General features: G+C 70.8%; 7 protein-coding genes and 1 pseudogene. All 8 read right to left on the reverse strand.

The window, feature by feature from the left end; genetic code table 11:
* Window positions 1-418: 418 nt before the first annotated feature.
* A pseudogene (locus VFA06_RS17850) lies at window positions 419-721 on the reverse strand (helix-turn-helix domain-containing protein); the annotation flags it as partial.
* A gap of 226 nt (window positions 722-947) precedes the next feature.
* Window positions 948-1490 (reverse strand): CinA family protein, encoded by a 543-nt coding sequence (locus tag VFA06_RS17855; RefSeq protein WP_324841739.1) that lies wholly within the window; start codon window positions 1488-1490, stop codon window positions 948-950.
* Window positions 1490-2215: a CDP-diacylglycerol--glycerol-3-phosphate 3-phosphatidyltransferase gene (gene pgsA, locus VFA06_RS17860; protein ID WP_324841740.1), complete on the reverse strand. Its 726-nt coding sequence runs from the start codon at window positions 2213-2215 to the stop codon at window positions 1490-1492. Before pgsA ends, VFA06_RS17855 begins: the two co-directional genes overlap by 1 nt.
* Window positions 2212-3693, reverse strand: a complete 1482-nt coding sequence (rimO, locus tag VFA06_RS17865) for a 30S ribosomal protein S12 methylthiotransferase RimO (protein WP_324841741.1) — start codon at window positions 3691-3693, stop codon at window positions 2212-2214. Before rimO ends, pgsA begins: the two co-directional genes overlap by 4 nt.
* 61 nt (window positions 3694-3754) lie before the next feature.
* On the reverse strand, window positions 3755-4807 hold the full coding sequence (locus VFA06_RS17870) for a helix-turn-helix domain-containing protein (RefSeq protein ID WP_324841742.1): 1053 nt from the start codon (window positions 4805-4807) through the stop codon (window positions 3755-3757).
* A gap of 180 nt (window positions 4808-4987) precedes the next feature.
* Window positions 4988-7621, reverse strand: coding sequence for a DNA translocase FtsK (locus VFA06_RS17875; protein ID WP_324841743.1), 2634 nt, complete (start codon window positions 7619-7621; stop codon window positions 4988-4990).
* Between the two features lie 128 nt (window positions 7622-7749).
* The gene (locus tag VFA06_RS17880) at window positions 7750-8397 is read right to left on the reverse strand and encodes a response regulator (RefSeq protein WP_324841744.1); all 648 of its coding nucleotides are present in this window, start codon (window positions 8395-8397) and stop codon (window positions 7750-7752) included.
* Window positions 8398-8464: 67 nt separating this feature from the next.
* A complete protein-coding gene (locus tag VFA06_RS17885) occupies window positions 8465-12991 on the reverse strand; it encodes a HAMP domain-containing protein (RefSeq protein WP_324841745.1) in 4527 nt (1508 codons plus the stop codon).
* Window positions 12992-13008 lie beyond the last annotated feature (17 nt).

A 13008-nucleotide genomic window follows, 5' to 3' on the forward strand; every position in this document is an offset into this window, starting at 1 on the left:
CTACGGCGGCCGACGGGTCACGCATACCCGTCGGCCGCCGTCGTAACGGATGATGCGGCTATCGCAGCGCCAGGTCCCCGAGGTTCATCAGGGGGAAGGCGAACACGATGTCGCCGTCCACCGGACGCCCGAGGCCGCCACTCATGCCGACGTTGGTGACCGGGCCGAGCGGGGTCATCGGGCCCATGGCGGCGCGCGGCGCGGCGGTCTTGGTCGGGACGGTGGGCACTTCGCCCAGCCGCGACGGGTCCAGGACGGCCTGCGCGAGCACCGCTCCGGGTACCGGCGCGCTGCCGGCGGCGACCGGCGGCGGGACCCGGCGGGTGACCGGACGCGGCGCCGGGCGGGCGCCGGGCCGGGCCACGGTGCGCGCCACCGGCTTGGCCAGCGCGACGCCGCTCTTGACCGGCGTCGCCCCGACACGGGCCTGCGGCACCGGCGCGGCGCCGGAGACGCCCACGCGCTCGGCCTCGATCCGGGCGGCGAGCTCCGCGGCGGCGAGGTCAACGGAGACCTCGCGCAGCAGGTCGGACAGCTTGATGTCGAGTGCGTCGCAGATGGCGGCGAGCAGCTCTGAGGACGGTTCCTTCTGACCCCGCTCGATCTCGGAGAGGTATCCCGGCGAGATCCGCGCTTCGGCGGCGAGCTGGCGCAGCGTGCGCCCCTCGTCCTGCCGCTTGCGCCGCAGCACATCGCCGAGCAGGCGACGGATGAGGATCATGTCGTCGCTCCCTCCCTCACTAGGTCTTCTCGCCACCGTACCCGCTTTCGGCGGCTCGCGCCGCCGCCTTCACCGCGGGTGGTGAAACCTGAACCGGCACTACAACCGTACGCAACCGTTGAGCGTCCTGCGGCTATTCCCGGACTCCAGCGGAGGGGTACTCACTCAGAGACGTGCCACGCCAGCGGCCGGTTCATGCGAAAGCGGGGAATCTTTTGTTGACCCGTTAACTTCCGGTCCGCATTCCGAGATAACGCAACGTCAGTTGTAACGTAGCCGCAACAGAGAGCTGCTGGATACGGGCTCGATCCCGCGCCGGGGGCCCATCGCCGAGCCCGAAACGGCATTGCTCGAACTCGACTCCTTCTTGACCGGCGACCGCGACGAAGACGGTACCGACCGGCTGGCCGTCCTGTGGCTCCGGCCCGGCGACTCCGGTCGTGGCCAAGCCGAGGTCGGCCCGGCACACGCGGCGTACCCCCTCGGCCATCTGGCTGGCGACCTCACCGTGTACCGCACCAACCTGGTCGAGTAGCACCCCGTCGACTCCGAGCACTGCTGCCTTTAGGTCGGTGGCGTACGCGGTAACCGAACCGCGGAAGACCGCTGATGCACCGGGGACGGCGGTGAGTGCGGCGGCGAGTTGCCCGCCGGTCAGCGATTCGGCCACGGCGATGGTCAGGCGCAGGTAGCGGGCACGGGCGAGCACCTGCTCGGCCAGATCCGCCAGCTGCGCCGGGCCGGGCGCGGGCTGGTACGAGCCGTCCATCACTTGGCCGCACGCTCCGCAGCCGCGGCGCCGTCCGCGTTCGGCCCGCTCGAAGTGGTCAGCTGCGCCGCGGCGGCCGGCTGCAGCGGCGTGGTGCGGGCCGAACGCCGCAGCCGGATCGCCTGCAGCACGTAGTCCCCGCCGGTCACCACGGTCACCACCAGCGCCGCCGTCATGATCACGGTGCTCACCCAGGTCAGCCAGCCGAGGCCGGGCACCGCGCCGAGCGGCAGCACGTAGATCCAGATGGCCAGCGCCTGCAGCAGCGTCTTGAGCTTGCCGCCGCGGCTGGCCGCGATGACCCCGTACTTGATCACCCAGAAGCGCAGCAGCGTGATGCCGAACTCGCGCACCAGGATCACCACGGTGACCCACCACCACAGCATGCCGAGCGCGCTGAGCGAGCCCAGGGCCGTGCCCATCAGCGCCTTGTCCGCGATCGGGTCGGCGATCTTGCCGAAGTCGGTGATCAGGCCGCGCTCGCGGGCCAGCTGGCCGTCGAGCCGGTCGGTGAACGAGGCGATCATGAACATCACCGCCGCGGCCAGGCGCCACCAGGTCTCCCGGCCGTCCGCGTGCAGGAGCAACACGGCGAAGACGGGCACCAGCGCCAGCCGGACGAGGGTCAGGATGTTGGCGATGTTCCACAGCGGCACGGCGCCGCGCCCGGTCTCGGGGACCGGCGGTCCGTCCGCGACGGACGGGCGCTGCGCCGGGGCGGTCACCTCGGCTCCGCGACGAGGTCGACCCCGTCGCTGTCCACGACGAGCGCGCTGATCAGGGCGCCGACCCGCAACCCGGCCGCGGCCGGGCCGATCAGGCGGACCGAGCCGTCGGTCTCCGGGCCCTGCTGCGCCGCGCGGCCCTCGACCTCGGCGCCGCCGGCGCCGGTCTCGACCCGCTCGACCAGCACCTCGACCCGCTCGCCGATCCGCTCGGCGGCGCGCTGTGCGGTCAGCTCCTCGGCCAGCTCGGACAGCCGCGCGGCCCGCTCGTCGATCTCGTCCTGGTCCAGCTTGCCGTCGAAGCCGGCGGCCTCGGTGCCGTCCTCGTCGGAGTAGCCGAAGACGCCGATCGCGTCGAGCCGCGCCTCGGTGAGGAAGCCTTCGAGCTCCTTGTAGTCGGCCTCGCTCTCCCCGGGGAAGCCGACGATGAAGTTCGAGCGCGCCCCGGCCAGCGGCAGCTTCTCGCGGATCGAGGCGAGCAGGCCGAGGAAGCGCTCGGTGTCGCCGAACCGGCGCATGCGCCGCAGCACGTCCGGGGCGCTGTGCTGGAAGGACAGGTCGAAGTAGGGCGTCACCTTGGGCGTGGCCGCCATCGCGTCGATCAGGGTCGGGCGCATCTCGGCCGGCTGGAGGTAGGAGACGCGGATCCAGTCCAGGCCGTCGATCGCGGCCAGCTCGGGCAGCAGGGTTTCCAGCAGCCGGATGTCGCCGAGGTCCTTGCCGTAGGAGGTGGAGTTCTCGCTGACCAGGACGACCTCGCGCACGCCCTGCTCGGCCAGCCAGCGGGCCTCGGCCAGGATGTCGGCGGGGCGGCGGGAGAGGAACGCGCCGCGGAAGGACGGGATAGCGCAGAAGGAGCATCGGCGGTCGCAGCCGGAGGCCAGCTTCAGCGCGGCGGAGGGTCCGTCGCCGAGGCGGCGGCGCAGCGTGCGCGGACCGGACGCCGGTGCGACGCCTTCAGGCAGGTCGGCGATGCTTGAGTGGCCGTGCGTGCCGTGTCCGGGCACGGATACCGCCGAGCCCGCGCGTTCGACCGGCGTCAGCGGCAGCAGCTTGCGGCGGTCGGACGGCGTGTGCGAGGCGACGTGTCCACCGCTGAGGATCGTGCGCAGCCGGTCGCCGAGCTCCTGGTAGTGGTCGAAGCCGAGGACCGCGTCCGCCTCGGGCAGCTCGTCGGCCAGCTGCACGCCGTAACGCTCGGCGAGGCAGCCGACGGCGACCACGGCCTTGGTGACGCCGTTGCCCTTGAGGTCGGCGGCGGACAGCAGCGTGTCGATCGAGTCCTTCTTGGCGGCGTCGACGAAGCCGCAGGTGTTGACGACCGCGACCTCGGCGGCCGCCGGGTCCTCGACCAGACTCCAGCCCTCGGCGGCGAGCCGGCCCGCCAGTTCCTCGGAGTCGACGTCGTTGCGCGCGCAGCCGAGGGTGATCAGGGCGACGGTGCGGCCCCCGGGATCCGTGGGCACAGTGCGGGACATGCCCACAAGGGTATCCGGAGAGCTTCGGTGCCTTTTCTCCGGAGCGGCCCGGCTTGGCGGCTCAGCCGCCCGACGCCGGGTTGTACGAGGCGCGGAAGACCTGGCCGGAGCTGCCCTGGGATCCGAGGTCGTGGCCGTTGACGACCAGGTCCACGGCCGCGGCGTCGCCGACGATGACGTCGAGCTTGCTGGCGTCGGTGAACTCCTGCGACTGGCCGGGCTGCAGGATGTTCCAGAACAGCTGCTGGCCGGCCGCGTTGGTGACGCCGAGCCAGCTGGGCGCCTTGCCCGCGATGACCCGCAGGTCGACCGTCTTCGGCTTGGGCGCGGCCGGGGGCGCCGGAGCCGCAGGCGCCGCTTGCTTCGCGGACGCTGCCTTCGGCTGCGCGTGGCTCGTCGCGGTGGCGGCGGCGTGCGCGGCTCCTTCCGAGCTGCTCGGCCACAGCTGCACGGCCGCGACGAGGCCGACCGCGGCCAGCGCGCCGATCAAGGCGAGCGACCAGTTCGCCCCGGCCTTCGCCGGAGTCTTCGCGCCGGCGAGGAAGGCGGCGGGCCGCTCGTTGACCGGCGGCGGTCCCTCGGCTCCGGCGATGAGTGCGGCGGCTGAGCCCGCGTCGGCGTCGGTGAAGTCGTCACGGCGCCGGTGCCTGAGCGGCGGCACCTCGGGTGGCGGGGTGGCGCCCGCCATCGGCACGAGCGACGGCACCGCACCGGGCACGATCGTCGGAAGTACCGAGCGTGCCCGTTGCGCTGCCGCCTTCTGTGCACCGCGCGGTGCGGTACCGACCGCCTCCTTCGCGGGCTGCGCGACGACACGCGGCTTGCGCAGGTCGCGCTTCGTCAGCGGAGGCAGCCGGATCGCGCCGTATTCGGCGAGCAGCGGCGCGGGGTCGAGGCCGACCGCTTGGGCGTAGGCGCGGATATGTCCACGCGCGTACACGTCTCCGCCGCACTGCGCGAACTCGCCGGCCTCGATCCGGTGCAGCACCTCGGGCGTGATGCGGGTGCGCTCGCTGATCTGACGCGCGGTCAGCCCGGCGGACAGACGCGCGCCCTGAAGCCTCTCGCCGATCAGCCGATGCGGATCCCGCTGCCCGCCCTGCTCCTGCGCCACCTGGATCCCGCCTCTCGTTCCGCGCTGACCGGACTGCGTCGCCCCGTGCGTCTGAGATCAGCTATGCCCGGCCCGGCGGTGGCCCTCCCCTCCGGCCGCCCGCTTTCGCCCGATTGGCTTTCCTTCGCCCGGCCTAACGCGCGAGTCGGCGATCCGTCACTGGATCGCCCGCATCGGGGACTATTCCTGCGGCTGGAGCGAGTCAAGCAGTTGCTGCAGATCGTCCGGCCTTATCAGGACGTCGCGCGCCTTGGCGCCCTCGGAGGGGCCGACCACGCCGCGCGATTCGAGCAGGTCCATCAGCCGGCCCGCCTTGGCGAAGCCGACCCGCAGCTTGCGCTGGAGCATCGAGGTCGAGCCGAACTGGGTGGAGACGACCAGCTCCGCGGCCTGGATCAGCAGCTCGAGGTCGTCGCCGATCTCCTCGTCGATCTCGCGCTTCTTCTCCACCGACTCGGTGACGTCCGGCCGGTACTCCGGGGTCAGCTGCTCCTTGCAGTGCTTGACGACCGCCTCGATCTCCTTGTCCGCCAGGTACGCGCCCTGGAGCCGGACCGGTTTCGAGGCACCCATCGGCAGGAACAGCGCGTCGCCCTTGCCGACCAGCTTCTCCGCGCCGGGCTGGTCGAGGATGACCCGGGAGTCGGCCAGCGAGGAGGTGGCGAAGGCCAGCCGGGAGGGCACGTTCGCCTTGATCAGGCCGGTGACCACGTCGACGCTCGGGCGCTGGGTGGCCAGCACCAGGTGGATGCCCGCGGCGCGGGCCAGCTGCGTGATGCGCACGATCGAGTCCTCGACGTCCCGCGGCGCGACCATCATCAGGTCGGCGAGCTCGTCCACGATGACGAGGAGGTACGGGTACGGCCGGTACTCGCGTTCGCTGCCCAGCGGCGGCTTGAGCTTGCCCGCGCGCACCGCCTTGTTGAAGTCGTCCACGTGCCGGAAGCCGGAGTCGGCCAGGTCGTCGTAGCGCAGGTCCATCTCGCGCACGACCCACTGCAGGGCCTCCGCGGCCTTCTTCGGGGAGGTGATGATCGGGGTGATCAGGTGCGGGATGCCCTCGTACGCGGTCAGCTCGACCCGCTTGGGGTCCACCAGCACCAGGCGCACCTCGTCCGGGGTGGAGCGCATCAGGATCGAGGTGATCAGCGTGTTGATGCAGGTGGACTTGCCCGCGCCGGTGGCCCCGGCGACCAGGATGTGCGGCATCTTGGTCAGGTTCGCGGTGATGTCCCGGCCCTCGACGTCCTTGCCGAGGCCGACCAGCATCGGGTGGTGGTCGGAGACCGCGGTCGGCGAGCGCAGGATGTCGCCGAGCGAGACCATCTCCCGGTCCATGTTCGGGATCTCGATGCCGATGGCCTGCTTGCCCGGGATCGGCGAGAGGATCCGCACGTCGGCCGAGGCCACCGCGTAGGCGATGTTCTTCGACAGGGCCGTGATCCGCTCCACCTTGACCGCGGGGCCGAGTTCGACCTCGTACCTGGTGACCGTCGGCCCGCGGGTGAACCCGGTGACCTGCGCGTCCACGGAGAACTGCTCGAAGACGCTGGTGAGCTGCTCGACGACTTGGTCGTTGGCCTTGGACCGCACCCGAAGCGGGACACCCTTTGCCAGCAGGTCCGGCGAGGGCAGTTCGTACACGACGTCGCCGGAGAGGGTCAGCTGCTCGACCCGCGGCACGGCCGGCACGTCAGAACGCTGTGATTCAGAACCCTGTGACCTGCCGCCGGCCTTCGCCGGGGACGGAGGCCCGCCGCGCGAGGGCTTGCGCTCCTGGGTCGGGAACGGCAGCACGACCGTCGGCTCGGCCTCGCCCGGATCGGCGTCGGGGTCGAGCCCAGGGACGGGATCGCCGAGCGGCAGGCCGTTCGCGGGGTCGAGGGCCGGATCGACGGGCCCTGGCTTGCGGCGCCTCGGCTGTCGCTGCGGAACGGGCAGGTCGGTCGGATCGTCCTCGACCACAGTCGGCATCTGATCCGGCGGCGGCGTGCCGCGCAGGATGCGGTACAGCATCGCGTCGGACTTGAAGCGCAGCGTGCGCAACCGGTCCGGGATGCGGTACACCGGCGTTGCCGTCGTCACCAGCAGGCCGAACGCGACGACGATGAGCAGCAGCGGCACCGCAAGCCACTGCGACAGGACCGCGGAGATCGGTGCGGAGACGATGTATCCGAGCCAGCCGCCGCCGTGACGCATCGCCCGCGCGCCCATCGACGGGGTGGGCGCGCCGCGGGCGATGTGTACGAGCCCGGCGAAGCCGAGGGTGAGGAACGTAAGGCCGATGGCGATCCGGCCGGCCTCCTGCGTGGTCTCCCTCGGGTGTCGCATAACCCTGATGGCGAGGCCGATGAGGACGAGCGGGACCAGCTTGTCCAGCACACCGACGCCGCCGGTGATCACGGTGATCAGGGCGCCGCCCACCTTGCCGGGAAGCTGGTGCCAGACCGCGGCGCCGACGATCAGCGCGGCCGCGAGCAGGCCGAGGCCGATGCCGTCGCGGCGGTGGTCGGGGTGCAGGTTGCGGGCGCCGGAGCCGGCCCGGCGGAACAGGTGCCCGGCGGAGCGCGCGACGCCCATCCACACGAGGGATATGGCGACGGCGATGCCCTGCCAGAACAGCTCGAACGGGCCTTTGGTCACCGGCCGCGACGGGTTCGCCCGCCGGGCCCGGCTCGAACCGCCTCTGGTCCTGGTGCCCGCGGCGCTGCTCGTGGTGCGCCGCACGGTGCCGCCCTTGCCGCTCGCGCCGCTCTTGCGCTTCGCGCCCGAGCCGGCGCCGTTCTTGGCCGCACCCTCGCTGCTCGGGGACATGCCCGTATCCGAACCCGTCTTCTTCTGCCGGGTCGAAGGCGTTCGGGCAGAGGTCGCCATGTTCGGAAGGCTAGCGGAAGATCAACGCCGAGGCGTGTTGCCGCGCCGCGGTGACGCCTGAAGCGCCGTCAGGCCAAGGCGTCTATCGCGGAACGCAGCCGGGAAAGCCGGGTGCTGAGTACCTCCACGGTGCTCGCCAGTTCTTCGCGCGGCACGGATTCGCGCTCCGCGTCCCCGGCCAGCTTCTCAAGCGTCCGGGTGTGTTCCTCGACCGCGGCCAGCCGCGCCGACAACTCCGCGACCAACTGCGAGCCGGTGTCCGCCTCCGTGGCCCCGCCGGACTCCACCAGGCGGTGCGCCAGCAGCGCGGACTGCTCCTTGAGCAGCTGGTTCTTGCGATGCAGTTCCACGAACACGGAGACCTTGGCCCGCAGGATCCACGGGTCGAAGGGCTTGGACAGGTAGTCGACGGCGCCGGCCGCGTAGCCGCGGAAGGTGTGATGCGGGCCGTTGGACACCGCGGTCAGGAAGATGATCGGGATGTCCTTGGTGCGTTCCCGCCGCTTGATGTGCGCGGCGGTCTCGAAGCCGTCGAGTCCGGGCATCTGGACGTCCAGCAGGATCACCGCGAAGTCGTCGGTCAGCAGCGCCTTGAGCGCCTCCTCGCCGGAGCCGGCCCGCACCAGCGTCTGGTCGAGCGCGCCGAGCACGGCCTCGAGGGCCGTCAGGTTCTCCGGTCGATCGTCGACCAGCAGGATCTTCGCTCGGTCTGCCACGCGTTCCGTCGCCTTCCGTCAGCGGCGGCCGGGGTGCTGCGGCCGCCTGTCCGTTTCCGCGATCGGTCTACCGTACCGGTCGACCGTCCTCCTCGGCATTCAGCCAGCTCCTGATCAGACCGAGCAGCTGGTCTATGTCTACTGGTTTGGTCACGTACTCCGACGCCCCGGCCTCCAGCGCCTTCTCCCGGTCGCCGTGCATCGCCTTCGCGGTCAGCGCGATGATGGGCAGCTGCGCGAAGCGGTCCATCCGCCGAATCGCCGCCATCGTCGCGTAACCGTCCATCTCCGGCATCATGATGTCCATCAGCACCAGGTCGATGTGGTCGGCACGTTCGAGTACGTCGATGCCCTCGCGGCCGTTCTCCGCGTAGCGCACCGAAAGTCCTCTCTGTTCCAAGACGCTGGTGAGGGCGAAGACGTTACGCACGTCGTCGTCCACGATGAGAACGGTCTCACCATTGAAGCGTCCTGTGAAGCGCTGCGCTTCGTCACGGGCCGCATCGCGTCCGGTGAACATCTTGCCGTTGGCCTTGCCGCGATCCGCCACCGCCGTGCCGGCCAGCGCCTTCTCCATGCTGTGCGCGTCGACCACGCCGCGCTGCTCGGGCAGCCGCGCGCCGACCGGGCGGTGCGCCCCCGTTGACTCAGGGTTCTGATCCATCGGCAGGTAGAGGGTGAAGACCGAGCCGCGCCCGAGCGTGGAGCCCACGGTGATGTTGCCGCCGAGCAGGTGCGCGATCTCCCGGCTGATGGACAGACCGAGCCCGGTGCCGCCGTGCTTGCGGCTGATCGTGCCGTCCGCCTGCTGGAAGGCCTCGAAGATGATGCGCAGCTTCTCCTCGGCGATGCCGATCCCGGTGTCCGCGACGGTGAACGCGATCGCGCGCTGCGGCGCCGCGTCCCCGGACTCGCTTTCCGGCACCGGGCCGAGCCGGACCGCGTCCTCCACCGTCACGCGCAGCTCCACCGAGCCGTGCTCGGTGAACTTGACCGCGTTCGACAGCAGGTTGCGCAGGATCTGCTGGAGCCGCTGCTCGTCGGTGTGCAGCTCCGGCGGGACCTTCGGATCAAGCCTGATGTTGAAGTCAAGGCCCTTCTCCACGGTGAGCGGGCGGAAGGTGGCCTCGACGTACTCGACCAGGGTGCTGACGGCTATCGGCGCGGCCTGCACGTCCATCCGGCCCGCCTCGATCTTGGACAGGTCCAGGATGTCGCTGATCAGGCCGAGCAGGTCGGAGCCCGCGGAGTGGATGGTCTCGGCGAAGTCGACCTGCTTGTCGGTCAGGTTGCCGTCGTTGTTGTCCGCGAGCAGCCTGGCCAGGATCAGCAGGCTGTTGAGCGGCGTGCGCAGCTCGTGCGACATGTTGGCCAGGAACTCGGACTTGTACTTCGAGGCCAGCGCCAGCTGGTCGGCGCGCTCCTCAAGGGCCTGACGCGCCTGCTCGATCTCCGAGTTCTTGACCTCGATGTCCTTGTTCTGCCTGGCCAGCAGCGCCGCCTTCTCCTCGAGCTCGGCGTTGGAGCGGCGCAGCTCCTCCTGCTGGCGCTGCAGCTCCTCGGACCGGTCCTCCAGCTGCGCGGTCAGCTGCTGCGACTTGATCAGCAGGTCCTCGGTGACGCTGTTGGCCATGATGGTGTTCACCGTGACGCCGATGGTCTCCACGATCTGGTCGAGGAAGGCCAACTGGATCTCGGTGAACTTGTGGAAGGAGGCGAACTCGATGACCGCGAGCACCTGCGACTCGAACAGCACCGGCAGCACGATCAGCGAGGCCGGCGGCGCGGTCCCGAGTCCCGTGGAGATCGGCAGGTAGCCCGGGGGGACCTCCTCCACCAGGATCGGGGTGCGCTGGTCCGCGGCCTGCCCGACCAGGCCCTCGCCGACCCGGAAGCGGATCGGCTCCGGGCTGCCGTTCTCGCCGGGCAGCGACGTGAGCCTGCCGTACCCGGCCAGCATCCGCACCGAGTCGAACTCGCGCAGGTAGAAGGCGCCGTGCTGGGCGTTCACCACCGGGGTCAGCTCAGCCATGATCAGCTGCGCGACCGCGAGCAGGTCCCGCTTGCCCTGCATCAGGCCACTGATGCGGGCCAGGTTGCCCTTGAGCCAGTCCTGGTCCTGGTTGCGGCGGGTGGTCTCGCGCAGGTTCGCGATCATCTGGTTGATGTTGTCCTTGAGCTCGGCCACCTCCCCGGCCGTCTCCACGTCGATCAGCTGGGTCAGGTCGCCGCGGGTCACCGCGGTGGCCACCTCGGCGATCGCGCGCACCTGGGTGGTCAGGTTGCCGGCCAGCTGGTTCACGCTGTCGGTCAGGCCCTGCCAGGTGCCGCCGACGCCGGGCACGCGGGCCTGGCCGCCCAGCTTGCCCTCGGTACCCACCTCGCGGGCGACTCGGGTGACCTCCGCGGCGAACGCGGAGAGCTGATCCACCATCGTGTTGATCGTGGTCTTCAGCTCCAGGATCTCGCCGGACGCGTCGACGTCGATCTTCTTGGTCAGATCACCGCGGGCCACCGCCGTGGTGACCTGCGCGATGTTACGCACCTGGCTGGTCAGCGAGTTGGCCATCCCGTTGACGTTGTCGGTCAGGTCCTTCCAGGTGCCGCCGACACCGGGCACGCGGGCCTGGCCGCCCAGCTTGCCCTCGGTACCCACCTCGCGGGCGATACGGGTGACCTCGTCGGCGAAGGCAGAGAGCTGATCCACCATCGTGTTGATGGTGTTCTTCAGCTCCAGCACCTCGCCGCGCGCGTCCACCTCGATCTTCTCGGTCAGGTCGCCGCGCGCGACCGCGGTGGCGACCTGGGCGATCTCGCGCACCTGGCTGGTCAGGTTGTACGCCATGAAGTTGACGTTGTCGGTCAGGTCCTTCCAGGTGCCCGCGACGCCGCGCACCCGCGCCTGACCGCCGAGTCGCCCTTCCGTGCCCACCTCGCGCGCCACACGCGTGACCTCGTCCGCGAACGCAGAGAGCTGATCCACCATCGTGTTGATGGTCTCCTTCAGCTGGAGGATCTCGCCGCGCGCGTCGACGGTGATCTTCTGCGACAGGTCGCCGCGCGCCACGGCCGTGGTGACCTGCGCGATGTTACGCACCTGCGTGGTGAGGTTGTTCGCCATCAGGTTCACCGAGTTGGTGAGGTCCTGCCAGGTCCCTGCGACGCCCGGCACCTTAGCCTGGCCGCCGAGCTGACCTTCGGTGCCCACTTCGCGCGCCACCCGCGTGACCTCGTCCGCGAACGCAGAGAGCTGATCCACCATCGCGTTGATGGTGTTCTTCAGCTCCAGCACCTCGCCGCGCGCGTCCACCTCGATCTTCTCGGACAGGTCGCCGCGCGCCACCGCCGTGGTGACCTGCGCGATGTTACGCACCTGGTCGGTCAGGTTGTTCGCCATGAAGTTGACGTTGTCGGTCAGGTCCTTCCACGTGCCCGCCACGCCCGGGACCCGCGCCTGACCACCCAGCTTGCCGTCGGTACCGACCTCGCGCGCCACCCGCGTGACCTCGTCGGCGAACGCGGAGAGCTGGTCGACCATCGTGTTGATGGTCTCCTTCAGCTCCAGCATCTCCCCCGCGACCTCGACGGTGATCTTCTGTGACAGGTCGCCCTGCGCGACCGAGGTGGTCACTCCCGCTATGTCGCGGACCTGCGCGGTCAGGTTCGAGGCCATCGAGTTGACCGAGTCGGTCAGGTCGCGCCAGATGCCGGCCGCCTCCGGGACGTTGGCCTGGCCGCCGAGCCGGCCCTCGGTGCCCAGCTCCCGGGTGACCCGGATCACCTCGGAGGAGAAGTCGGAGAGCTGGTCGACCATGTCGTTGATGGTGCGCTTGAGCCCGGCCATCGCCCCCGACGCCGGGCCCTCCACCTTGCGGGACAGGTCACCGTCCGCGACCGCGGAGGTGACCTGCAGCAGCTCCTGGATCTGCCCGCCGAGCCGGTTCCACGAGTGGTCCATCGCCGAGACGAGCCCCGCCCACTCGCCCGGCATCCGGTCCGGGCGGAACGGGGTCTCGGCCGGATTGTCGGTCAGCGCGATCTCGCCGCCGACCGTCGCCGCCAGCCAGGCCATCGCGTCGTGCACGTCCTTGAGCTGCGAGGCGAGCCGGTTCACCGCGCGGGCCTTGCGCAGCACGTCACCGCGCAGGGTGCGGCCGTCGGGCGCCAGGTTCGCGGGGTGCGCGACCGCTTCCTGCAGCTCGCCGTCGGCCAGCGCCTCGAGGACCCGGTCGATCTCGGCGATCGGCCCGGCGATGCCGTCGAGCACCTCGTTGACGGACTGCGCCGCCTGCTCCCACGCGCCACGCCCGGCGGCCGGAGGAATACGCTCGGTGAGTCGGCCGTCACGGCCCACCGCGGCGGCGACCCGGTCGAGTTCGGCGCAGAAGACCTGCTGGCGGTCCACGATCTCGTTGAACAGCGCCGCGGCCTCGGCCAGCGGGGTGCCGGGAACCACCTCGAGCCGGACTCTCAGGTCGCCGTCGCGTACCGCGCGCAGCACCTTGACGAGGCCGCCGAGCTCCAAGCCGTCGTCCAGCTCCAGCCGGACCGCGGCTCCCGACCGCTCGGCCGCCGTCCCTGTCCGCTGGGCCATGGGGTCTACTCCTCGCT

The organism is Actinocrinis sp. (assembly GCF_035653575.1).
Classification (GTDB): Bacteria; Actinomycetota; Actinomycetes; order Streptomycetales; family Catenulisporaceae; genus Actinocrinis.